The sequence below is a fragment of the Marinobacter shengliensis genome (assembly GCF_030297115.1).
Taxonomy (GTDB): Bacteria; Pseudomonadota; Gammaproteobacteria; order Pseudomonadales; family Oleiphilaceae; genus Marinobacter; species Marinobacter shengliensis.
The window spans coordinates 3,832,197-3,854,508 of sequence record NZ_AP028062.1 but is presented as its reverse complement, the minus strand read 5'-3'; the positions used below and the strand labels follow the sequence as shown (position 1 = coordinate 3,854,508).

Annotated in this window: 21 protein-coding genes; 7 read left to right on the top strand and 14 right to left on the bottom strand. The window is 60.8% G+C overall.

Annotated features, from left to right (window positions below):
- Positions 1 to 5: 5 nt before the first annotated feature.
- Positions 6 to 329 carry a c-type cytochrome gene (locus QUE75_RS17715; RefSeq protein WP_058091478.1) on the bottom strand — a complete coding sequence of 108 codons (324 nt, stop codon included), beginning with the start codon at positions 327 to 329 and terminating at the stop codon, positions 6 to 8.
- 224 nt (positions 330 to 553) lie between these two features.
- On the opposite strand from QUE75_RS17715, the gene QUE75_RS17710 reads away from it, so the two are divergent.
- From QUE75_RS17710 to QUE75_RS17680, 7 genes are all read left to right on the top strand, one after another.
- Positions 554 to 1,258 carry a response regulator transcription factor gene (locus QUE75_RS17710; protein WP_106693949.1) on the top strand — a complete coding sequence of 235 codons (705 nt, stop codon included), beginning with the start codon at positions 554 to 556 and terminating at the stop codon, positions 1,256 to 1,258.
- A complete protein-coding gene (locus tag QUE75_RS17705) occupies positions 1,255 to 2,601 on the top strand; it encodes a sensor histidine kinase (RefSeq protein WP_106693948.1) in 1,347 nt (448 codons plus the stop codon). Before QUE75_RS17710 ends, QUE75_RS17705 begins: the two co-directional genes overlap by 4 nt.
- A gap of 88 nt (positions 2,602 to 2,689) precedes the next feature.
- Positions 2,690 to 4,663 (top strand): TonB-dependent receptor domain-containing protein, encoded by a 1,974-nt coding sequence (locus QUE75_RS17700; protein WP_286252133.1) that lies wholly within the window; start codon positions 2,690 to 2,692, stop codon positions 4,661 to 4,663.
- A gap of 8 nt (positions 4,664 to 4,671) precedes the next feature.
- Positions 4,672 to 5,820 (top strand): ABC transporter substrate-binding protein, encoded by a 1,149-nt coding sequence (locus QUE75_RS17695; RefSeq protein WP_286252132.1) that lies wholly within the window; start codon positions 4,672 to 4,674, stop codon positions 5,818 to 5,820.
- Positions 5,817 to 6,911: a FecCD family ABC transporter permease gene (locus tag QUE75_RS17690; protein ID WP_106693945.1), complete on the top strand. Its 1,095-nt coding sequence runs from the start codon at positions 5,817 to 5,819 to the stop codon at positions 6,909 to 6,911. The genes QUE75_RS17695 and QUE75_RS17690 overlap by 4 nt, the downstream gene beginning before the upstream one ends.
- Entirely contained in the window at positions 6,908 to 7,693 is a 786-nt protein-coding gene (locus QUE75_RS17685; RefSeq protein ID WP_138435886.1) for an ABC transporter ATP-binding protein, read from the top strand. The genes QUE75_RS17690 and QUE75_RS17685 overlap by 4 nt, the downstream gene beginning before the upstream one ends.
- Positions 7,694 to 7,717: 24 nt before the next feature.
- Positions 7,718 to 8,008 carry a DUF2218 domain-containing protein gene (locus QUE75_RS17680; protein WP_061330791.1) on the top strand — a complete coding sequence of 97 codons (291 nt, stop codon included), beginning with the start codon at positions 7,718 to 7,720 and terminating at the stop codon, positions 8,006 to 8,008.
- Here QUE75_RS17680 and QUE75_RS17675 read toward each other — a convergent pair.
- The 13 genes from QUE75_RS17675 to rpe form a co-directional block, all read right to left on the bottom strand.
- Entirely contained in the window at positions 7,984 to 8,859 is an 876-nt protein-coding gene (locus tag QUE75_RS17675) for a sugar phosphate isomerase/epimerase family protein (protein ID WP_106693943.1), read from the bottom strand. The genes QUE75_RS17680 and QUE75_RS17675 overlap by 25 nt on opposite strands.
- Positions 8,856 to 9,875, bottom strand: a complete 1,020-nt coding sequence (locus QUE75_RS17670; protein WP_061330789.1) for a DUF6005 family protein — start codon at positions 9,873 to 9,875, stop codon at positions 8,856 to 8,858. The genes QUE75_RS17675 and QUE75_RS17670 overlap by 4 nt, the downstream gene beginning before the upstream one ends.
- Complete coding sequence (locus QUE75_RS17665; RefSeq protein WP_061330788.1) at positions 9,872 to 10,141, bottom strand: phosphopantetheine-binding protein; 270 nt, start codon at positions 10,139 to 10,141, stop codon at positions 9,872 to 9,874. The genes QUE75_RS17670 and QUE75_RS17665 overlap by 4 nt, the downstream gene beginning before the upstream one ends.
- Entirely contained in the window at positions 10,138 to 11,439 is a 1,302-nt protein-coding gene (locus QUE75_RS17660; RefSeq protein WP_286252126.1) for an AMP-binding protein, read from the bottom strand. Before QUE75_RS17660 ends, QUE75_RS17665 begins: the two co-directional genes overlap by 4 nt.
- Positions 11,436 to 13,274, bottom strand: coding sequence for an IucA/IucC family protein (locus QUE75_RS17655; RefSeq protein WP_286252124.1), 1,839 nt, complete (start codon positions 13,272 to 13,274; stop codon positions 11,436 to 11,438). The genes QUE75_RS17660 and QUE75_RS17655 overlap by 4 nt, the downstream gene beginning before the upstream one ends.
- A complete protein-coding gene (locus tag QUE75_RS17650; RefSeq protein WP_286252122.1) occupies positions 13,261 to 15,093 on the bottom strand; it encodes an IucA/IucC family protein in 1,833 nt (610 codons plus the stop codon). The genes QUE75_RS17655 and QUE75_RS17650 overlap by 14 nt, the downstream gene beginning before the upstream one ends.
- Before the next feature lie 74 nt (positions 15,094 to 15,167).
- Positions 15,168 to 16,541: an MATE family efflux transporter gene (locus QUE75_RS17645; RefSeq protein WP_061330784.1), complete on the bottom strand. Its 1,374-nt coding sequence runs from the start codon at positions 16,539 to 16,541 to the stop codon at positions 15,168 to 15,170.
- A 27-nt stretch (positions 16,542 to 16,568) separates the two neighbouring features.
- Positions 16,569 to 17,381 (bottom strand): indole-3-glycerol phosphate synthase TrpC, encoded by an 813-nt coding sequence (trpC, locus tag QUE75_RS17640; RefSeq protein WP_286252118.1) that lies wholly within the window; start codon positions 17,379 to 17,381, stop codon positions 16,569 to 16,571.
- Positions 17,382 to 17,545: 164 nt separating this feature from the next.
- On the bottom strand, positions 17,546 to 18,574 hold the full coding sequence (gene trpD / locus QUE75_RS17635) for an anthranilate phosphoribosyltransferase (RefSeq protein ID WP_061330782.1): 1,029 nt from the start codon (positions 18,572 to 18,574) through the stop codon (positions 17,546 to 17,548).
- 15 nt (positions 18,575 to 18,589) lie between these two features.
- Complete coding sequence (locus tag QUE75_RS17630; protein WP_286252117.1) at positions 18,590 to 19,168, bottom strand: aminodeoxychorismate/anthranilate synthase component II; 579 nt, start codon at positions 19,166 to 19,168, stop codon at positions 18,590 to 18,592.
- A gap of 16 nt (positions 19,169 to 19,184) precedes the next feature.
- Positions 19,185 to 20,672 (bottom strand): anthranilate synthase component I, encoded by a 1,488-nt coding sequence (gene trpE / locus QUE75_RS17625; RefSeq protein ID WP_286252114.1) that lies wholly within the window; start codon positions 20,670 to 20,672, stop codon positions 19,185 to 19,187.
- A 236-nt stretch (positions 20,673 to 20,908) separates the two neighbouring features.
- Positions 20,909 to 21,598 carry a phosphoglycolate phosphatase gene (locus QUE75_RS17620; protein WP_061330779.1) on the bottom strand — a complete coding sequence of 230 codons (690 nt, stop codon included), beginning with the start codon at positions 21,596 to 21,598 and terminating at the stop codon, positions 20,909 to 20,911.
- Positions 21,595 to 22,281, bottom strand: a complete 687-nt coding sequence (gene rpe, locus QUE75_RS17615) for a ribulose-phosphate 3-epimerase (protein WP_286252112.1) — start codon at positions 22,279 to 22,281, stop codon at positions 21,595 to 21,597. The genes QUE75_RS17620 and rpe overlap by 4 nt, the downstream gene beginning before the upstream one ends.
- Positions 22,282 to 22,312: the final 31 nt, after the last annotated feature.

Here is a 22,312-nt window from a genome sequence, read left to right as displayed (position 1 = left end):
GATAATCAGCGCTGCTGGGCGGAGCCGATGCGTGAGAAATACTGGGCCAGGGCTTTCAGCTCGTCATCGGAATAGCCTTTGGCAATCCGCGGCATGACGGTGGCCCGGGTGGAGTCGCTGTGCTTGAACTCCATCAGCTGGTTTTCAAGCGCCGTGGCGGGCCGGTTGGCGATGGCCGGGATAACGCCGGCCAGCTTGCCATCGGTACCGTGGCAGTTGGCGCAGGAAGCGGCGAGCAGCGCGGTTTGCGCGGCGTTTGCCTGGTCGTCAGCCAGCGCCGGCAAGGCCGGCAGCAGCAACGCAAAGGTCAGAGCGAATCTTGTTTTCATGGAGTGGTCTGCCCGGATTAACTGGATGATAGAACAGCTAATTTACTGGGCCAGACCTCGGGTAGGCCAATAATATGGCGGTATATGATATTCGCTTTGGTTATTAGAATTCCTGGTTATTTCGGGTTCTCGGGAATAAGTCTCAACGTTGGTAGTCGTGTGATTGATAAATGATAATCAACTGCATATGATAAGGTGAATTGATAAGCTAAGGTTGCCCGGTAATGTCCTCTGGTACCCAGTCCCGCCCAAGAATCCTGATTGTTGAAGACGACCAGACCCTGAGCGATCAGCTATCAGGGCTGCTGACCAGCAAGGGGTATCAGGTTCAACAGTGCTTTGAGGGCGACCAGGCCCTGCTTGACGCGCTCAGCCTGCGGCTGGACCTGATCCTGCTGGATGTGTTGTTGCCCAGGATGAACGGGTTTGATGTCCTGGAGCGCCTGCGAAAGACCCGCCAGACGCCGGTCATGATGTTGACCGCCTGTGGCGCGGAGGAGGAGCGTATCCTGGGTTACCAGCAGGGTGCGGACGATTATCTGCCCAAGCCGTTCAGCTTTACCGAATTGCTGCTCAGGATCGAAGCACTGCTCCGGCGCACCCTCAAGGCAGGCGACCAGCGTGCCGACCCCACGGAACTGGTGGTTGGTAATCTGACGCTCAATCGCGCAAGTCTGTCGGTGGTTTGCAACGGCGAGGCAATTTGCCTGACGCCCATCCAGTTTCGACTGCTTTGGATGCTGGTTCTGCACCAGTCGGAGACTCTCAGCAAACCCTATCTGTACCAGGTGGTTCTGGAAAAGGAGTTCAGCCGTTACGACCGGAGTCTGGATATGCATTTGAGCCGGGTGCGCCGCAAGCTGGTTGAGGCCGGCATGGCGGCGGACCGCCTGCAGACTGTCCATGGCCGGGGGTACTGTTTTCTGTGAGCCGCAAACTCTGGTGGCGCCTTTGCGGCACCCTGGCCCTGGGTACGCTAGTGCTGGTCTGGGTGATCTCCTTTCTGGGGGCCACCACCGAACAGCAGATGAGTTTTATCGCCAAGCACCATCAGGACACTCTGAAGCAATGGGGGCGAACGGCCGAGCGGCTATACCTATCCGGCGATGAACGGGCGCTGGCAGACTGGCTGGAGAACCTTCAGGTGCAGGAGGATACCTGGGCGGCGGTGGTGCGGTCGTCGGTGCAGCCCCTGGCTGGAAGTGAGTTGTCCGGGCAGTTTATGGAAGGCTTTCGTCTTGGCCGGAACGTAGAGTGGAAAATCCATCTCTACTTCGCGGACAACCCGATCATGGACATGACCTTTGCCGATGGCCATACCCATTTTCTGATTACCCTGCCGCAACGGATGCGCCCGGGCACCTACCTGCCGGAGATGAAACTGTTCCTGAAAGTGGCCTTGCCGTTAGTGGTGCTGTTGGTGCTGTCACTGGTCATTTACCGGCATGTGATGAATCCCATCCGGCAATTGGAACTGGCTACCCGTCAGTTCAGTGAAGGTAATCTGGGAACCCGGGTGCGTGCCCTGCTGGGCAATCGTAACGATGAACTCACCGCCCTGGCAGATACCTTTGACCGTATGGCGGAGCGTATTGGCGATCTGATCCTGTCCCAGCGCCGTCTGATTGCTGACCTCTCTCACGAGTTGCGAACCCCGTTGACCCGGATCGATATGGCCGTCAGTTGCGTTGAGGAAGGCATTGATACTCATCATTTCCTGCCGCGTATCCGGCGGGAGTGTGATCTGATGCGGGCGTTGGTGGAAGATACCCTGACCCTGGCCTGGCTCGAGAACGAACAGCCGGACCTGGGCAACGAAGACCTGAACCTGACCGACCTTGTGGACACCATCGTTGAGGATGCCCGCTACGAGAACCCCAGCCGCAGGATTGTGGCCGAATTGCCTGATCAGGCCATGCTGGCGGGGAGCAGTCACCGGGCCATAGCCCAGGCGGTTGAGAATGTCGTGCGCAATGCCTGTCACTACACCCCGGCGGAGGGCTGTATCCGGATCGTGCTGGAGCCCCAGGACAACGGATACCGGCTGTCGGTCAGCGACCAGGGGCCGGGCGTGCCGGCCGAGCAGCTTGAGCTGATCTTCAAGCCATTCTTTCGGGCCTCCCGCACGGGTCAGTCCGGGCCTGGCGGGCATGGACTGGGGCTATCCCTGGCTCGTCGTCAGGTTGAGGCCATTGGTGGCTGGATTCAGGCCCGGAATCGGCCCGGCCGGGGGCTTCAAATGGATCTGTGGTTTCCTGCGTCACGTTTGTAACAAATGTAAAAGTCGTTCACTTCCTCGATTTTCTAATCGAGAATGCGCCCCAAATAGGAATCATTTTCAGTATTGGAGCGCAGTACCCATGGCAAATCTAGGAACTGAATCTCGAGTGGGTGGTTTTCGTCGCAACGCCTTGTGGCTTGCCCTGGCCGCATCCCCCCTGGCCCATGCAGACCCGGTGTCCCTGGAGGCGATACAGGTGACCGCTGAGCGGGAAGCTGCCAGCGATATCGTCATTGACCGGCAGAACCTGGATCGTTACCAGGCGGATGATCTGAACGATGTGTTTGCCGGGCGCCCGGATGTCAATGTGGGTGGTTCGAACAGCATTGCCCAGAAAGTCTACGTGCGGGGCTTTGAAGATCCCCTGCTGAACGTATCAGTGGATGGCGCCACCCAGGCCGGGGCGCTGTTTCATCATTCCGGCCGTCTGTCGGTGGAGCCCGAACTGCTCAAGCAGGTTGAGGTCAACGCCGGGGCCGGTCGGGCCACGGATGGTGCGGGTGCCCTGGGTGGTTCAATCCGTTTCGTGACCCGGGATCCGGAAGACCTGTTGCGACCGGGAGAAAACGCTGGCGCCCTGGTCAAGCTGGGTTCTTTCTCCAACACCGACGGCTACAAGGCAAGCGGAACAGCCTTTGGCCGGCTGAGCGATAACTGGAGCACCCTGGTGTCTGTCAGCCAGAGTGATCACGAGCCCTTCAAGGATGGGAATGGTGAGCGTGTTGCCGGCAGTGATGCCCGCCAACAGCTTGGCTTTGCCAAACTGGTAGGCCAGTTGCCGGCCGATCAGACCCTGAAACTCAGTCACGAAGTCCGCACCGACAAGGGCGAACGGCCCCAGCGCCCACAGTGGATCGTTAGTGGTTTCAATCGCCTGTACGACCTTGATGGCCGCCGGGATACCACCACACTGAATTACGGATATGCACCCTCCGGCAATGCCCTGGTGGATTTGGAAGCAACCGTTTACCACACCGAGTCCGACATCGAGCAGAACGTTGAGGACCGCTGGGGTCGCTACTTCGGGTTCAGCAAGAACACCGGCGGCGACCTACGCAATACCAGCCGTTTCGGCGAGCACAGCCTCACCTACGGCGTGGACTATCGGGAAGACAAGGTCAATGCCGGCTACGAGGACGACAAGAAGGCCGAACAGCAGACCGGTGAAGTGCTGGGTATCTACCTCCAGGGTGATGTATGGCTCACTAGCCGTCTGCTGTTCAGTGCCGGTGCCCGCTATGATGACTACCGGCTCAAGGACAACAATGACCAGCGCTTCAGTGAGGATGAGGTCAGTCCGAACGCCAACCTGGCCTGGGAGGTGGTCGACGGTTTGACCCTGAAAGCCGGCTATGCCGAGGCATTTCGTGGGCCCACCACCCAGGACTCCTTCAAACTGGAAGGCTCGGAAAACGATCCCGACCTGAAGGGGGAAAAGGCCCGCAATACCGAAGTTGGTTTCGACTACCGCTATGACCGCTTCCGCCTGTCTGCGGAGGTGTACCGTTCCGAGATCAAGGATGCGATTGCCGACCCGCTGCTGCCTTTCCGGGAGTCCATCTACAAGAACATCGGTGACCTGGAGTCCGATGGCTATCTGATTTCAACCGGTTACCAGTGGCAGGCGCTGTCCGCCGGGCTCAGTTTCCACAGCAACGATGCCGAAGTGGATGGCCAGCCGTTGACCGTTTACGAGCATAACCTGCTTGGCAACACCATGGGCGACACCTGGATTGCTGATTTTGCCTACCGCTGGGACCGCAACCTGGAGTTTGGCTGGCAGGGCCGGTTCGTCAAGGGTATTGATGGCCTGGAAACCTCTGTGGGTACCATCGACAAGCCCGGCTACGGCGTACACGACGTGTTTGTTCACTGGCTGCCTACCGGCAGTGAAGATCTGAGGCTGACCCTCACGGTCAAGAATGTGGGTGACAAGCAGTACCTGGATCATGCCAGTAACGCCGATTACCAGCATATCGAGGACTACGAAGGCATTGTTGGTATGCCTGAACCCGGTCGTGACATTCGCCTTGGCCTGGCCATGCGGTTCTGAGGTCGCTGATGGCATTGTCACAGTTTGTCGCCGCCCTGCTGGGCGGCGTTCTTCTGATCCAGGCAGGCGTGGTCCAGGCGGCGAGAACCGTCACGGACCTGGCCGACCGGCAGGTGACCATTCCCGAGACCGTGGACCGGGTGATACTGGGTGAGAGCCGCTATATACCGGCGCTGGCCATTCTGGACGGCGATGCAACGATTGATCGCCTGGCCGGCATATTGCCGGATTTCGAACAGACCGACCCCGGTGGTTATGCCCAGTATCTGGAACGCTTTCCCGCATTGGCGGAGGTGCCCAAGGTGGGGCATGCATCTGCCGACAGTTTCAGTCTGGAATCGGTGCTGGCCATCGGGGCCGACCTGGCCATCTTCAGCCTGGAGGGCCATGGTCCCGGAGCCCACAACAGGGCGTTGATTGAGCGCCTAGAGCGGGCTGGCGTGGCGGTCGTGTTTGTCGATTTCCGGCAGCAGCCCCTGGTCAATACACCCCGAAGTATGGCCCTGCTGGGAGATGTGCTTGGCCGAGAGCAGGAGGCGCAGAGGTTCAACCGTTTCTACCGGGAGGAGCTTGCACGGGTCAGTGAGGTGGTATCTGACATCCCTCCGGACAACCGGCCCAGGGTGTTTCTCCACAGCCGGTTAGGCCTGCATGACAGCTGCTGCGAAACCATGGTCCGGGGAATGATGGGGCGCTTCATTGACGCAGCGGGCGGGCGCAATGTGGCGGCAGACCGGGTGCCCGGGGTTTCCGGTGTGATGAATCTGGAGTACCTGCTCAGTGACCCTCCCGATCGCTACCTGGCCACGGCCATTGGTTCGCGCAAGTACCAGGTGTCCGATGCCGATCAGCCCTATGTGATGCTGGGGGCAGGTGTTGATGGGCCGATGGCCCGCGAGTCGTTCCGGCGAGCGACGGATCGGCCCGGGCTTCGGGCCCTGGAGCCAATCCGGGAGCTGCGGGCCATGGCGATCTGGCATCACTTCTATAACACGCCGATGAACGTAGTTGCGGTTCAGGCGCTGGCTCGCTGGCTGCACCCGGAGGCGCTGTCTGAACTGGACCCGGAGCAAACCCTGGAAACCTTTTATCGGGAGTTTCAACCGGTGCCCCTGGATGGTCGTTACTGGATCACGCTTGGCGAGGAAACGCTATGACGTCGCCGAGTGCAGGCGCTGCCGCCAACCGGGCAGGCACACCGGCGGATGGCGGGCTGGCGAGCCAGTACCGCCGTTTTGTGTTCCGGCGGGTACTGTGTCTGGCTGGTCTGGTGACTGCGGCGGTGGCTGCATTGCTGGTAGACATCGCCTCGGGGCCGGCCATGCTGGGTTTGCTGGACGTGATTCGCGGGCTGTTGAATCCTGAAAGCCTTGATGCCGGCACCCGGGTGATCATTCAGGACATCCGGGTGCCCTACGCGTTGATGGCGGTGGTGGTGGGCGCCTGCCTGGGCCTGGCCGGGGCCGAGATGCAGACAGTACTGAACAACCCCTTGGCCAGCCCGTTTACCCTGGGCGTCGGCGCGGCTGCCACCCTGGGGGCGTCACTGGTGATCGCCTTCAATATCTCGGTATTGGGGCTGGCGGCCCATGTGCTGTTGCCTCTGTCGGCCTTTGTGTTCGCTGCGGCCGCCTCGCTACTGATTCTGGTGCTGTCACGCAGCCTGGGCGCTTCGGTGCATGCGGTGGTGCTGTTCGGTATTGCCCTGTTATTCGGTATCAACGCGGTGGTGGGCCTGATCCAGTTTATGGCCGATGCCGAGTCGGTCCAGCAGATTGTGTTCTGGACCATGGGCAGCCTGGCCAGGGCCAGTATGGACAAAGTGGCTATCGTGGCCCTGGTGCTGGCGGTGTGCCTGCCGTTTTCCCTTCGTAATGCCTGGGCCATGACCCTGTTGCGCAGTGGTGAAGAGCAGGCCCGCAGTCTGGGCATCCGGGTGGAGCGCATGCGCCTGGTGGTGCTGATGCGGGTGAGCCTGTTGACGGCGGCGGCCATGTGTTTCGTTGGGGAAATCGGTTTTATCGGCCTGGTGGCACCCCACATTGCCCGCTTGATGCTGGGGGAAGATCACCGTTTCCTGCTGCCGGGCAGCGCCCTGGCCGGGGCCGTCCTGCTGTCGTTGTCATCCATCGCCAGCAAGCTGCTGGTGCCGGGAGTGGTATTGCCTGTGGGTATTGTGACCGCACTGGTGGGTATCCCGCTGTTCATCACCCTGATCATTGGCCGCAGCAGGAGGGCCGCGTTGTGACCCTGAAGCTGCAATCCGTGACCGCCGGCTACCGGAATCGATCCGTCTTCACCGGCCTTACCCTGCCGGAGATACCCGCGGGCTCACTGGTGGCCGTGGTTGGCCCTAATGCTGTGGGTAAGTCCACGCTGCTGAAATCTATTGCCGGCCTGCTGCCGATTGCCGGCACCATGACCTTTGCCGGGGAGAATCTGGCGGCGATTACTGCCCACCAACGCATTCGTCGTGTCGGCTACCTGCCCCAACCTCTGCCCCAGGCCATTCCCCTGGTGGCCTACGAAACTGTGTTCAGCGCCTGCCGCTCTGCCCGCGGCGACTGGTCCCGGGAAGAGACCGAGCTGGCGATCGAAGAGATTTTCGACACCCTGGGTATCCGGCAACTGGCGCTTCGGCGACTGTCGGAAATGTCTGGTGGTCAGCGCCAGATGGTAGGGCTGGCTCAGGTACTGGTACGCCAGACACCATTGATGCTGCTGGATGAGCCTACCAGCGCCCTGGACCTGCACTGGCAGCTCAACGTACTCAATGCGGTGCGTGACGCCACCAGCCGGACCGGCTCGATTGCCCTGGTGGCCAGCCATGATCTCAATCTGGCCCTGCGCTATTGCGACCAGGTTCTGGTGTTGTCTCCCGGCGGCCAGGCCGTGCTGGGCTCACCGGCACAGGTACTGACGCCGGAGCTGCTGGCCCAAACCTATGGTATCGAAGCCAGAATCGAACAGTGCTCTCGTGGACACCCCATCGTGCTGGCGGATCGTCCGCTATCCGCCAGTGTTAATTGACCCACTGATGTCGAGGAATCTGCCATGCCAACCATGAACGCCCAAGTGGCCACCACCGATCCCGGTCGCCTGATCAATCGCCTGTGCAAACACTTTCGCCACAAGATTGAGGCTGAGTGGACCGGGACCGATGGCAGGCTGACTTTCTCCATCGGTGAATGCCGGCTCGAAGCAGCAGACGGTAAGTTGCTTATGCGGTGCCAGTCACCCACCGAGACGGAGCTGGAGGAGCTGGGCCAGGTGGTAGCTTCCCACCTCATCCGCTTTGCCGGCGATGAGGTGGATAAGGTTCACTGGCAGGCCGCCAGCGACTGAGGTTGATCGCCGGTTTCCGGAACCCGCAGCCTCAGCTGGCGAAGGTCGCTGGATAGCACCCGGTAGCTGTCCGGGCCGAACCATTCCAGGGAGATGTCCAGAGGGGCCGGGTTGGCCAGCGACTGTTGCCAGTTTGCCAGCGTGTCCAGCAGTGGTCGGTAATCACAGGCGCCCTCCATCACCGGCACCATGCCTTGCCTTGAGCCTGCGGGTGAGTACACATTGGCCGGGGCAAACACGCCAAGCTGATCCCGCTGGTGGATATTCTTGAAGTGAAAATGCCTGACCCAGGGCGCCATCTGTTGCAGGGCAAGCTGTGGGTCCGCACCGGCCTCCCAGACATGCAGGACATCGAAGTTGATGCCCAGCGCCGGATGGTCAATGTCTGCCAACATTTCCAGGGTAGAGTCAACCGTATCGGCCAGGGTGCCGGGGTGTGTTTCCACCACCAGGGTCAGGCCTTCGTCGGCGACGCAACGGGTGAGCGTCTGCAGGCGTCGGGTCAGTGCCTTGCGCTGCCCCCGGTCAAGCTCGGCGCTGCCCTGATGGCCGGCAAACGTTCGCACTTTGGGTGCCTGCCAGTGCCGGGCCAATTGGCAGAGGTCGCGGGTGTAGCGGGTGGCCTCCTGTTCACCACCCTCCAGTGGCAGATAGTCGCTGACCATGGGAATGCCCAGTCCCTGGCTTTTCAGCCAGCGGCCATCCAGCCCGGGTTGCTGTAACAGGTGCCGGGCATGCACGCCCCAGAGTTCAATGCCGTCGAAGCCGGTGGCCCCGGCCCAGGTGGCCAGTTCCGGTAACGACACCAACTGGTGGCGGAATGAGATGGTACACAGGTGGAAGCGGATCATGGCAATACCTCCAGGTCGGACATCCGGGTGTCGGCGGTGGCGCCGGTGAGGTCGGGGTGTTGCTGCTGCCATTCCTGGAACAGCCCCTGCAGGCTGTCCTTGATGGCGAACTCCCGCCGATCCTGCTCGTCCAGCAGCTGCTCGACCCCGGCCAGCAGGGCAGGGTTGCCTGACATCACCAGTTTCAGCGCCCGGTACTGGATTTGGGTGTAGGTTTTCACCAGCCGGTCAATGTCCTCGCACAGGGCCTCGAACCACGGATCGCCCTCGGCGGTGCGGCCCTGATCCTCCAGAAGCCAGGCAAAGGCGTGCTCGTAGGCGTACTTGCGAATCGCCATCACCGGAATCTCCCGAAATGCCCGGGGCAGGTTCGCCAGTGGTTGTCTGGCATCGGGCCCGGTATGGGCGCGCAGAATCTGCCGCAGGGCATCGGTAAACGGATTGGTATCCGCTTTCATGCACTGGGCAAAGTAGGCGGCAACCGTTTCCGCGGGCGTATGCCGGATTTCCAGACCGTCGAAACAGAAACCACCGGCAGCGGCCGGGGATCGGACCGATTCCAGAATCCGGGCTTTGGGCAGCACACCCTCCCAGCGAAAATCCGGGTCCGACATGAACCACTGCTCCGGGTCGTCCGTGGCTTCCAGCATCACGTAGTGGGGAAACGGGTTCTGGTGAAACTTGTTCTCCCGTTCCGGCAACCGGTAAAGGTCCAGCATGACCATGACCTGACGATCGGCAGGGCGCGTTTCCACCAGTTCAATCAGCCGGTCGATGTTGGCCTCTTTCGATTGCTGGTGGTTGTACCAGGGCTCAATGGTGACGCCATACAGCAGCCGGTACCACTCCCGGAACTGGTCGTGGCGGGTATGGGGCGAGTGGTAAGACAGAACCTGCTCCTCACTGACCGAGAAGTCCGCATCCCAGACGCCAAAGTAGAAGGGGCGGTGGTCCACACCCGGTGTGCGTTTGATGATCTCGCAGACACAGCTGACAAAACAATGCACTTTGATCACAGGGAAACCTCCGGATTGCCGGTGGCGACCAATAGCGCTTCCAGATCCTCAACGGTCTCGAGCTGATGGGTCAGCAGCGCTTCCTCCGGAACATGCAGGCCGTGCTCAAGTTCCAGGTGCACAATCAGTTGCAGCAGCATGATGGAATCAATCGCCAGGTCGGCGTTGAGGCGGGCCTTGGCCGAAAACACCGATAGCCGGGCGTCAGGTAGATGGTTTCGAATCACCGTTTCAATGGCGCTTCGGGTCAGGTTGGTTTTGCTCATGCCAGGGCCTCCCGCTGACCCTTGTCAGCGAGGGATTCGCTTAACAGCCGGCGGCTGACCTTGCCGTTCGGGAGCCGGCTGATGCTTTCCACCTGTTCGATCAGTGACGGCACCTGGTGAGGTGACAGTCGGTCGCGGCTCCATTGTCGAAGCTGGTCGGTGTCGATGTCTGAATCCGCCACGAAACGCAGGCAAACTCGCTCACCGGCAAAGGCATCGGGTTGCTTGAAAGCCACCGCCTCGCGAATTCCTGGGTAGCCAAGGAACACGTCTTCCACCGCGCCCGGGTAGACGTTAATGCCGGCGACATTAATGGTGTCATCGGTGCGGGCCAGGAAGTGCAGCTGGCCCCGGTGGTCGAAATAGCCCAGATCCTTACTGTGAATGCGCTGTCCGGTGGCTTTTACGGTGATCAGGATTTCATCCGGTTGCCCGGCGGAGGCACCGGCCTGCACCGACAGGTGAGGCAGCGGGTGGCCCAGCAGGCCCGGCTCAGTCACGTCCGCGCTCACAGCCACGCAGCCGGCTTCGGAGCATCCATACTGCTGGCACAGCCGCAGACAGCGGTCCCTAAGCTGAGTCAGCACCGGCGCGGGTAAAGGAGCCCCGGAAAGCATGACAGCATGCAGCATTTCCTGTTCCGGCAGCATCCTCATCAGCAGGCTAATCAGGGTGGGTGAGGCATAGAGCAGGTGCTCAGGCACCGCACGCAGTCGGGCAATAATGAATCGTGGGTTCAGATTGGTGACCACATGGGGTGCGATGCCCCGCTCCCGGGCAGCCAGCACACCACAGATCAGACCGTAGGAGTGGGTGACCGGACAGGCGACCACCGGCGTTAAGGCCCGGGCCTCAGTAAAATGGGCGACATAGGCGGCCAGTTCCCGGTCTATGTCGCGCCAGGGCCGGGCGATGGTCTTGGCCTTACCCGTGGTGCCGGAGCTGAGCTGAATCAGCTCACCACCCTCGGCCGAAGCCGTCCGTGTCACCCCGCCAAGAGTTTCCGGCGTTACCTCCTGCAGTTGCTCGCCGAACAGCAGGTAGCTGCAGCCGGTGTCCTCGGCCAGGGCTTTGGCAGCAGGGTAGGGTGTGCCGGGGTGAATGGGCAGTACGCTGGCGCCAAGGGGCTTCAGCCAGAGACACAGGGCCAGCCAGTGGGCGGTGTCTTGCAGGCAGACCGCAAATCGGCAACCGACCGGCGACTGGAACTCGGGCCGCTCCGCCAGGCCCCGGACAATATGATCACAGTCGGCCTGGCTGTAGGGGGTGTTGTCGACGTAAAACAAAGGTGCAGTCACGGTAACCTCTCGTGATGGTGATCGGTAGGGGGCATCGATGTGGAATCCGGTCCCGAAGCCAGGGGGTTGGTTACCCGGAGGCAATGGCTTTGGTTGTCTGGCTGCAGCTTGCGGCGCAGCAGGGATTCGGTCTGAAGTGTTGACTGGTCCCAAGCCAGCCTGTGCAAGCGGGAGGTCAGATACGGGTGTTGCCGTGCGTAATCGGTCAGGATCGTCCTGACCCGGTCCCAGAAGCGGGTTTCGTTAAATCCGTAGGCCTCATCCAGCAGCAGCGCCAGCTCACTCAGATTGAAGATAAACAGGGTATCCATGACCAGTTCCCGCAGGGCTTCCGGGCCGCTCATACGGTAGTACTGGTCGTCTGGTGCCTGATCGTAGAGCGCCTGTCGCGGGCCAAAGTCTGGTTCAGGAGTGGCCGGGGGCAGGTAGTCACGGGCGTACTCGACGCTGTCGTGGAAATCCCGAAGCATCAGCGCCCTGGGCCAGCCGTCGCGCACCACCAGCAGACTGTTCTGGGCATGGGCCTCGAGGCCGACACCGTGGGCCGCCAGCATATGCCAGACCGGCAGGATGACGGCTTTGAGCGTGGCTTCCAGCCAGGGGCCCAGGCCGTAGTGCTCTACCCACGGGTGGATGAACGGCATGCCGTCAGGTTGCCACTGGAACAGGGCGTTCAGGGGGATGGCCTGCTCACCGGCATTAAGCCGGGAGCTGATGCTGGCACGCCAGATGGCGGCCAGTTCTCCTTCAAGCCCTGCACTGCCTGTGCCCCGGTCACGCCCAGTGTTAACGCCCAGGCTGGCATATTCGGGCAGCAGGCGGAGAGGGTAGGCAGCGTCGAATTGCGAGTCAGCGGCCAAAATCGCTTCAAGCCAGCGGCTGATGGCCGGCGCTGAAGGCACCGAGTGGGGTTCCAGGTGCCTGCGGGACGAGGTGTTATGGATTCCGAGCGGCAGTTTGATGCAGGCGTTCGCCGGCCGGCTGACATTGAACAGGGACCGCAGTGACTGCCCCGGACGGTAACGGTCTCCCAGAGGCCCCAGGCTTCTGATACCCAGTGCGTCGAGCCGGGACGCCTGGGGCCCCTGGCAGAGTTGCTGCCATTGCCAGGGGTGGGTTGGCAAGGCACCGCAGTGTTGCCAGTCAACGCCCGCCCGGTGGAATGCGGCCCGCAGCAGATAGGCCTGTTCCCGGCCGAGTTCCGACTGCCAGAACGCCAGGTCCGGAGCCGGCAACTGCGAATCCAGATAGCGCCTGGGAACCGCCACCCAATGGAGCCGGAATCCGGTGCTGGTTTCCGGGCTATAGCGCACCAGGTCATCGCCCTGGAATCCCAGTCGGCTCTTGTAACAGGGGTGGTAGGGGTGACCCTCGTGCAATGCACGGTCCAGCGCTTCGCCGTGCAGGCCCCGCCGTTCCCGCGGACCACGGGTCCGATACAGGGCGTCGAGTCTTTCGGTGTTTTCGATGGTGGCGACAAGTTCTTTTAACAGCGCTTGCTGCTGCGTGCTCGCGGCCGGTAACTGGCCGACCAGCGTGGCCAGCGACCTTGAGGTTGATGGTTGTTCCTGCCCCAGGGTCAGGGTGTCCATATCCAGCCGCAACCGGCCAAAGCCACGAACCCGAGCGCGGCAGCGCCCGGGCAGGCTACCAATCCGGAACGACAGCCATTGCCAGCCGGAGCGGTTGTCATTGCATGGGCGGTAGGGGATCAATCGCTCAAACAGCAGGGCTTCCAGCAGTTGCCGGAGCACGCGCTGTGTTGGTGACTCGGTGAGGGCGATGACCGGGCGTAACCCTGTCATTGCCGATGGGGTTTGCTCACGCAGCGCCATGATCTGCCCCAACAGCCTGAACAGGAAAACTTGGCTGCGGCGCTGCGTGCGCCAGACCGCGAAGAGGATTGGCAATACTGGTGTACACCGCCATTTCCAGCTCGGCATTCAGCTCATCAACATCGTGTACTCGAGTCAGCAGGTTGCCCTTGTACGGCAGGCGACTGTCCTCGAGCAGGAGATTGACCAGTGCCCGGGCCGGGCCATGGAGCCGGGTGTGTTCGGAGCGGAGAAACTGCCGGAACTGCCGGATCAACACCGATTCCGGAATCAGGCCGTCCAGGCCGAACCGGGCGATCACGGAGAACACCTGGTTGACGATCAGGTAGTAGCAGAAGCGGTCCCGGATCATGGCATCCCGGTAGAACAGTTCCGGGGTTTCCGACAGGTCCGGGCACTGCTCTGTCAGTTGTTTGCGAAACGTTTCCGAAAGGTAGTAACCCTGATTGTCCCGGTAGTAATAGCAGCGAGGATAGCCACCACCAATATCCAGCAGGCTGTTCTGCTGGTGTGCCTCCAGGGCAATACCGTGGTCGTCATAAAGCCGGAGCGCCGGGCCAATGGCGCAGGCAAGATAGTGCTGGAACCAGTCCAGAGTGACCGCGGCCATGCTTCGACTCTCGTTCAGCGCCAGGCCCTCGATCAGATCCATTAACCGGGAATTACGGCCGGGCATTGGATCCTGGGTCAGAGCGGCCATGCTGATCACACCCTGGTCCTGGCCTGGAGTGAAGGGATTGTTCCGGAAAATGACTTCAAAGCCGCTCTCGGCCTGCCCGGGTAGGGAAACCGTCAGATAGGCCGGGTCCTGCAGGATGCGGAAGCCGGGTTCAGACTCCGCGAACCCGGTCTGCCGGATCAGTCTGGACATCACCACACCCGCTTTCAGCTCGTGAGCCTTGTTGACCCGGAGCGAGTTGGTCACTTTCACCGGAATGGAAAACTTCAACATCCATTCTGCCTGTTCACTGTAAACCGTGCGCACGGAAGACGTGGCAGATAACTCCGGCCCCAGAGCGCCGAGCGGATGAATCAGCCCCTGCTCGATGGCGACCAGCACCGACGGCTGTGCAAGTAACCACTGCGCTTGAAGTGGGTGTGCCGGAACCAGAGTATGATTGTCTGGCAGGTTCAGGGAGGCATGGCCACTGTTTAACAGGGTTTCCGCCATGGTGCTGGCGGGCAATGGACCGTCCGAGTCTTGCTCCACGTAGTCTTGATGGACCAGAAAATAATGAAGCCGGAATCGCCCGCTCAGCTCGGGCGCATAAGCCGTTTGCTGCCATTCCGACATGCCCTGGCGGCTTTTGGGTGTGGGGTGAGTGGCGTGGCCAAACAACAACGACTGTTCTGAATCGATGAATCGGTTGGTCAAAAGCCGGGGGTCGTGGCGGCGCTGTTCCAGGTAACGGGTCATCACCCCGTAGCTGTCTGTTAGTCGGTGCAGGAACTCCAGTTCCCGGAGTTTACGAAGCTCCGGGACCATACCGCCGGAAAGTGCATAGAGCTCGCGTACCAGAAGACACATGGCCTGGAACGGTTCGATGTCTGACCAGCAATGACGACCGTTTAGCCACTGGCGCACCTTGCCATAGCGGTGCCGGCCGACGGGGGAACGGTAAAGGATATCGACAGCAAGCCGGGCCCGCTGGGTGTTCAGGGGCAGTTCGCACACCCATGAGCCGGAGAAACAGCTGCCGGGGTCATGAAGGCGTTGGCTGGCGGCCAGCCAGTGGCCGGGATCAATTTCCTGAAGATAGCCATGCAGGAAGGCCTGAAAACTTGCCTGTTCGGCAATCGCCCGGGCAGACGGTCCCATGTCGACACTCCGATTCCAGAATTTGGAGTAAATCTAAATGAGAATCGAGTGCAGGTGAAATATTTTTACATTTTTTACATTTGGTTTGGTGCGTTGATCACCCTCTGAGGACGGAAACGCAAAAACAGCGCCACGGCCAGCCCGAACGTGAGCCATTCGGCAAGGGGCAGTGCCACCAGTAGCGGCCACTGTGGCGCGAACTGGGCAATGCCTATCAGTAACAGCGCAGGAAGAATCAGGCTTCGGGAAAAGGCCACCAGGGCGGAGGGGATGGGTTTGTGCATGGCGGTCAGGTAAACCGACAACAGTACGTTAATACCGTTGACCAGGAATAACGGCCAGAGGATGGTCAGGAACCGGTCGGCCAGTTCGGCGGTGGCGGGGTCTGCGGCGGTGTCGAGAAACAGCCGGACCACCTGGTTTCCGAACAGCCAGACCGTGGCCACCAGCGCCAGTGCGAGGCTCAGGATGACGGTTGCCCCACAGCCCATGAAGCGCCGGATGCGCTCGGCGTTGCCGGCCCCCAGGTTGTGGCTGATCAGCACATGCATGGCATCTGAAATGCCGTAGAACACCATCAGGCTCAGGAAAATCAGATAGTTCACGACGGTGAAGGCGGCTACCCCGGCCACACCCTGAGTGGTCATCAGCAGCCAGTTGATCAGCAGCATGACCAGCCCCACCGAGAGCTCGTTGATCCACTCCGAAACACCATTGGCGAATGCCTGGGGCACTTCCCGCCAGTGTTTTTGATAAAGCCCGAAGCGCAGCTTGCGCTCCGGCTTGAGAAAATAACGGGCCAGAACGCCGAACTGCAGCACCTGGGCCAGGCCAGTTGCGATGGCGGCGCCACGCAAACCGTAATCCAGATAGCCCACCAACAGGGCGTCCAGCAGGATATTGGCGGCGGCCCCCGTTACCAGGGCCGTGGTTGCCAGCCCGGGGAAACCGTCCACCCGCACGAAGTAATACAACACCATGGTGACAAGCTGAGCCACCAGCACCCAGATGATCACCAGAAAATACTCGGACATCAGCGGGTAGATGTCCGGGGAGGCCCCCAGCACTCGATAGATCGCATCGTGGAACAACAACCCCGCCAGGGCCCCGGTTATGGCGAGGGCCAGCGTGGCCATCAGGCACTTGCTGAAGATCGCAGACGCGGCTTCCGTTCTGCCTTCGCCCAGATACCGGCCAGCCCGAACCGTACCACCAATGGCGAGGGCCAGTGCCATGCCAAACAGAAAGGTAAACCAGGGAATCAGCAGGTTCAGCGCCGCCAGCGCCTCGGCCCCGGCAAAGTTGCCAATAAAAATGCCATCAACAATGTTGGCGGTGGTCAGCGCCAACAGCCCCGCCACCGAGGGCAGGGCATAGCGGAAAAACACCGGCCAGAAGGGGCCAGTCAGTATAGGGTTGTCGGATTCCTTACCGGTATCTGCGTCCATCGTTCGCTTGCCCGTTACCTCAGTGAATCAGCCAAACAGCTCCTGCAGTTTCTCACCTGGATCTGGCGCGCGCATGAACGACTCGCCCACCAGGAACCCGTAGATGCCCCGGCTGGTCATGGCCTCCACGTCTGCTCGGGTCATTATGCCGCTTTCGGTGATGGTCAGCCGGTCGTGGCCAATGCGCTGATGCAGGTTAAACGTGGTGTCCAGCGACACCTCGAAGTTGTGCAGGTTGCGGTTATTGATGCCTACCAGCGGCGTGCTCAGGGTCAGGGCATCGTCCAGCTCCTTGCCGTCGTGCACTTCCACCAGAACATCCAGCCCAATCTCGTGGGCAATGCCTTCGAGTTCCTGCATCTGCGCTTTGGTCAGGCAGGCGGCGATCAGCAGGATGCAGTCAGCACCAATGGCGCGGCTCTCGTAGACCTGATACGGGTCCACCATGAAGTCCTTGCGGATCACTGGCAAGCTGCAAGCCGCGCGGGCGGCTTTAAGGTAGTCCTCGTGGCCCTGGAAGAAATCTTTGTCAGTAAGCACGGACAAGCAGGCTGCGCCGCCTTTTTCGTAGCTTTCGGCAATGCGTTCCGGTTCAAAAGGGTCGCGCAGGATGCCTTTGCTGGGAGATGCCTTCTTGATTTCAGCGATCACGGCAGGCCGTTGTGCGTCGATCCGTTTCCGAAGGGCATTGGCGAAACCTCGGGCGGGCGCCTGATCACCGGCCATGGCTTTCAGATCGCTAATCGAAACCTTCGGTTTTCGTTCGTCTATTTCCTCCCATTTCCGGTCAACGATTTTCCGAAGAATAGTAGGAGTTTTGTCCAAATGTCTGTCAGTCATAGCAGGCCCGTATATGGTATGCGAGGCCGGCTGCGGGGAGGCTTTCCAAAACTCTCTGTAGCCAGGGATGGCTACAGCGAAGCCCTACAGGGACGTACTTGTGGGCGTGTTTTGGAAAGCCTCCCCGCAGCCGGTCGCCCAGCAGCAAAGTTAAAGGCGCGTGATCAAAAGCACTGTGAAAAATCCGCCAGCTCCGACATCTTGCCGGCAGCCAGGCCGGAACCCATCGCGTCCAGTGCCATGTCGACGCCCTCTTTGGCGGTCCTGGCCAAGCCGGCGACATAAATGGCTGCGCCGGCATTCAGGGCGATCATGTCTCGGGCTTTTTCGGTGGTTTCGTCGTGGCTGCGGCCGAAAGCGGCGCGAATGAGTTTCAGAGATGCATCGGCACCATCCACAGACAGACCCACCAACGACTGGCTCTTGATGCCAAGGTCTTCCGGGGTCAGATCGTACTCGGTGATTTCGCCGCTTTTCAGCTCCGCCACATGGGTGGACGACGCCAGGCTGATTTCATCCAGGCCATCTTTGGAATGCACCACCATAATGTGCTCTGCACCCAGGCGCTGCAGCACTTCCGCCATGGGCCGGCACAGTTCCCGAGAGAATACGCCAATCAGCTGACGAGTCACGCCCGCCGGGTTGGTCATGGGGCCAAGAATATTGAAGATAGTCCGGCAGCCCAGTTCCCGGCGTGGGCCAATGGCGTGTTTCATGGCGCCGTGGTGGGCCGGGGCAAACATGAAGCCGACGCCGATCTGCTCTACGCAGCGGGCGACTTCTTCTGGTTTCATGTTCAGATTGATGCCGGCTTTTTCAATCAGGTCGGCGCTGCCACTCTTCGATGACACGCCCCGGTTGCCGTGCTTGGCCACATACCCGCCAGCGGCGGCCACTACAAACGACGCGGCAGAGGACACGTTGAACAGGTTAGCGCCGTCGCCGCCGGTGCCGACGATATCCACCAGCGGGCTGGCGTTGACGGCGACCTTGGTGGCCAGCTCGCGCATCACTTCGGTGGCGCCGGTGATTTCATCGATGGTTTCGCTTTTCAGGCGCAGGCCCATCAGGAAGGCGCCGATCTGGGCGTCTGTGGCCTCGCCGTTCATCACGATGCGCATCACATCTTTCATCTCTTCCCGTGACAGGTCCAGGTTGGAGGCAATGCGGTTCAGGGCTTGTTTCATGTCCATGGGGTGGGCCTCTTGTTATGTTCTCAGGAAGTTGCGCAGCAGTTCGTGGCCCTGCTCGGTCATGATCGACTCAGGGTGGAACTGCACGCCTTCAATGGGCAGGGTCTTGTGGCGCACGCCCATGATTTCCTCGATGGAACCGTCTTCGTTGCGGGTCCAGGCGGTGACTTCCAGGCAATCGGGCAGGGTGTCCTTGTCGATCACCAGGCTGTGGTAACGGGTGGCCTGCAGGGGGTTGTTCAGGCCCCGGAACACGCCCACGTCATTGTGGTACACCGCCGACACCTTGCCATGCATCACCTTGCCCGCGCGGATGATGTCGCCGCCGTACACCTGGCCAATGGCCTGGTGGCCGAGGCAGATGCCCAGGATTGGCAGTTTGCCGGCGAAGTGGCGAATGGCGTCCATGGAGATGCCCGCCTCGTTCGGTGTACAGGGGCCTGGGGAAATCACCAGCCGCTCCGGTTTCAGGACTTCAATCTGCTCAATGGTGATTTCGTCGTTCCGGTATACCTGCACGTCTGCACCCAGCTCCGCCAGGTACTGCACCACGTTGTAGGTGAAGGAATCGTAGTTATCGATCATCAGCAACATAATCTGTTCCTCCGCCTCAATGGTCGTAGTCGTTGTAGGTCATGGCCACGGCACGGAAAATCGCGCGGCCCTTGTTCATGGTTTCTTTCCATTCGAGGCGGGGAATGGAGTCTGCCACCACGCCGGCGCCGGCCTGGATGTGCAGGGTGTTGTCCTTGATCACCGCGGTGCGGATAGCGATGGCGGTGTCCATGTTGCCGTTGAACGACAGGTAGCCCACGGCGCCGCCGTAGACGCCACGCTTCACCGGTTCCAGTTCGTCGATGATTTCCATGGCGCGGATTTTCGGGGCGCCACTCAGGGTGCCCGCGGGCAGGGTGGCGCGCAGTACGTCCAGGCAACTGGTGCCCTGTTTCAGGCGGCCGGTGACATTGGAGACAATGTGCATGACGTGGGAATAGCGCTCCACGATCATCTTGTCGGTCAACTTCACGGTACCGGTTTCCGACACCCGGCCAGCGTCGTTGCGGCCCAGGTCGATCAGCATCAGGTGTTCGGCGATTTCTTTCGGGTCGGCCAGCAGTTCTTTTTCGAGGGACTTGTCTTCGGCATCGGTGGCGCCGCGTTTGCGGGTGCCGGCAATAGGACGAACGGTGACTTCCTCGTCTTCCACCCGGGCCAGGATTTCCGGAGACGAGCCGACAATGTGGAAGTCTTCCAGATCCAGGAAGTACATGTACGGCGATGGGTTGAGCACGCGCAGCGAACGGTACAGGTTTAGCGGCGGTGCCTCGAACGGGATCGACATGCGCTGGGAGATGACGGTCTGCATCACGTCGCCGTCCAGTACGTAGCCCTTGATCTTGTCCACCGCCGCTTCGAATTTGTCCTGGCTGAAGCCGGAGATGAAATCGCTTTCGTCCACCACCTTGCCGCGCAGATGTTCCGGGGTGCGCGGGGCGTTGGCAGTCTGGCGGTGTAGCCGGTTTTCCAATTCGTCGATGCGGGCCTGGGCCTTCTGGTAGGCACCTTCAACCGATGGGTCGGCGTGCACGATCAGGTGCAGCTTGCCTCGCAGGTTGTCGAACACCACGATTTCATCGGACACCATCAGCAGGATGTCCGGGGTGCCGATTCTGTCGGGCGGGCAGCTGTGGCGCAGGCGTTTCTCGATATAGCGCACGGTGTCATAACCGAAGTAACCCACCAGGCCACCATTGAAACGGGGCAGTTCCGGCAGGTCCGGGGCGTTGAACCGTTGCTGGTAGTCGTCCACGAAAACCAGGGGGTCGTCCACTTCGGCCTGTTCAACCACCTCGCCGTGGCGGCTGACCTCAATGCGGTGGTCAAAAACTTTCAGCACTTCCCGGCTCGGCAGGCCAATAATGGAATAACGGCCCCATTTCTCTCCGCCCTGTACCGACTCGAACAGGTAGGAGTAGGGCCCACTGGCCAGTTTCAGATAGGTGCTGAGGGGCGTGTCCAGGTCCGCCAGTACTTCGCGGTATACGGGGATACGGTTGTAGCCGGCTTCAGCGAGCTCGTGGAATTGCTCGGGTGTCATGGTTCGGTTTCCTGAAATCTGATCTGCGTTTTGTCAGAACGGTGTTACACCGCTGTGACCGGTGGTGCGGGCAAGCAGGCATGCGCCATGGGCCCTGTGGCTTGCTCAGCCGGTGCGCCATCGCCACCATCGTGTTGCGCGGGTTGTCAGGATGCCTCGCGCTGCAGTCAGATTCAGTCCCTGCACGGCAGGAATCTCCCGAATGGATGTGTTCAAAGTAAAACGTCCTTGCGAGATTACAAAAGCTGGGCCAGCGAATCAACAACAGCGTCTGCGCCGAGGCTGTCTACCGGCCCGCCAAAATTGTAGCCATACCTCACGGCTACGCATGGGATGCCCGCCGCCAGGGCAGCTTTTACGTCGGCTTTGGAGTCACCGACCATCACCGTGGTACCACGGGTGCCGCCCAGTTGTTCCATGGCGTGCAGCAGCGGCGCTGGGTCTGGTTTCTTCACTGGTAGGGTGTCGCCGCCAACCGACAGCTCAAACCACCGGTCCAGGCCGGTTTTCTCCAGCAGTGGCTGAACGAACTGGTCCGGCTTGTTGGTCACCACGGCCATCCGGCAGCCCAGGCCTTTCAGGTGCTCAAGGCATTCGTTGACGCCGTCAAATACCACCGCATGGCGGCCGTTCAGTTGTCCGTAGGCGTGGTAGAAGATCGCCAGCGCGTCTTTAAACAGTGCGTCATCTTTGGGCGCGGCGGGTTCCCAGTCGGTTTTCCCGGCAAGGGCACGGCGCACCAGTACCGGGGCGCCATTGCCAACCCAGTTGCGTACTTTCTCAAGCCCGGCCGGGCTCCTGCCGAGGTGTTCCAGCATCTGGTCTACCGCAGCGGCCAGGTCGGGGGCGCTGTCCACCAGGGTGCCGTCCAGATCAAACAGGGCCACGCCCGGCCAGCGGGCGTTGAACAGACCTTTCAGGCTCATCCGCCAATCACCTTGCGGGCCTGCTCCAGTTCCTCGCGCATGGCGTCGATGGTGGCCTTGTAATCCGGGGTGTTGAATATGGCAGAGCCGGCCACGAAGGTGTCGGCGCCGGCTTCGGCGATTTCCCGGATATTGTCGGTTTTCACGCCGCCGTCGATTTCCAGGCGAATGTTGTAGTTGCTGGCATCAATCTTCTTGCGGGCTTCCTTGAGCTTGTCGAGGGTGCCGGGGATGAACTTCTGGCCACCGAAGCCCGGGTTTACCGACATCAGCAACACCATGTCGAGCTTGTCCATCACGTAATCCATGTGGCTCAGGGGCGTGGCGGGGTTGAACACCAGCCCGGCCTTGCAGCCGCCGTCGCGGATCAGTTGCAGGGAGCGGTCTACGTGGTTGCTGGCTTCCGGATGGAAAGTAATGTAGCTGGCACCGGCGTCAATGAACATGCGGATCAGGTCATCCACCGGGGAGACCATCAGGTGCACATCGATGGGTGCAATCACACCGTGCTTGCGCAGGGCCTCGCACACCATGGGGCCGATGGTCAGGTTGGGGACATAGTGATTGTCCATCACATCAAAGTGAACCACGTCGGCACCAGCGGCCAGAACGTTGTCGACTTCCTCGCCCAGGCGGGCGAAATCAGCGGAGAGAATGGATGGGGCAATCAGGTAAGGGTTCATCAAAGGCTCTCTTGATCAGGTGAATTATCGG

Excerpts from the sequence above, each read along its gene's own strand:
- QUE75_RS17715 (WP_058091478.1), bottom strand. The coding sequence starts at position 329 with ATGAAAACAAGATTCGCTCTGACCTTTGCGTTGCTGCTGCCGGCCTTG.
- QUE75_RS17710 (WP_106693949.1), top strand. The coding sequence starts at position 554 with ATGTCCTCTGGTACCCAGTCCCGCCCAAGAATCCTGATTGTTGAAGAC.
- QUE75_RS17700 (WP_286252133.1), top strand. The coding sequence starts at position 2,690 with ATGGCAAATCTAGGAACTGAATCTCGAGTGGGTGGTTTTCGTCGCAAC.
- QUE75_RS17695 (WP_286252132.1), top strand. The coding sequence starts at position 4,672 with ATGGCATTGTCACAGTTTGTCGCCGCCCTGCTGGGCGGCGTTCTTCTG.
- QUE75_RS17690 (WP_106693945.1), top strand. The coding sequence starts at position 5,817 with ATGACGTCGCCGAGTGCAGGCGCTGCCGCCAACCGGGCAGGCACACCG.
- QUE75_RS17680 (WP_061330791.1), top strand. The coding sequence starts at position 7,718 with ATGCCAACCATGAACGCCCAAGTGGCCACCACCGATCCCGGTCGCCTG.
- QUE75_RS17675 (WP_106693943.1), bottom strand. The coding sequence starts at position 8,859 with ATGATCCGCTTCCACCTGTGTACCATCTCATTCCGCCACCAGTTGGTG.
- QUE75_RS17665 (WP_061330788.1), bottom strand. The coding sequence starts at position 10,141 with ATGAGCAAAACCAACCTGACCCGAAGCGCCATTGAAACGGTGATTCGA.
- QUE75_RS17655 (WP_286252124.1), bottom strand. The coding sequence starts at position 13,274 with ATGGCGCTGCGTGAGCAAACCCCATCGGCAATGACAGGGTTACGCCCG.
- QUE75_RS17650 (WP_286252122.1), bottom strand. The coding sequence starts at position 15,093 with ATGGGACCGTCTGCCCGGGCGATTGCCGAACAGGCAAGTTTTCAGGCC.
- QUE75_RS17645 (WP_061330784.1), bottom strand. The coding sequence starts at position 16,541 with ATGGACGCAGATACCGGTAAGGAATCCGACAACCCTATACTGACTGGC.
- trpC (WP_286252118.1), bottom strand. The coding sequence starts at position 17,381 with ATGACTGACAGACATTTGGACAAAACTCCTACTATTCTTCGGAAAATC.
- trpD (WP_061330782.1), bottom strand. The coding sequence starts at position 18,574 with ATGGACATGAAACAAGCCCTGAACCGCATTGCCTCCAACCTGGACCTG.
- QUE75_RS17630 (WP_286252117.1), bottom strand. The coding sequence starts at position 19,168 with ATGTTGCTGATGATCGATAACTACGATTCCTTCACCTACAACGTGGTG.
- trpE (WP_286252114.1), bottom strand. The coding sequence starts at position 20,672 with ATGACACCCGAGCAATTCCACGAGCTCGCTGAAGCCGGCTACAACCGT.
- QUE75_RS17620 (WP_061330779.1), bottom strand. The coding sequence starts at position 21,598 with ATGAGCCTGAAAGGTCTGTTCAACGCCCGCTGGCCGGGCGTGGCCCTG.
- rpe (WP_286252112.1), bottom strand. The coding sequence starts at position 22,281 with ATGAACCCTTACCTGATTGCCCCATCCATTCTCTCCGCTGATTTCGCC.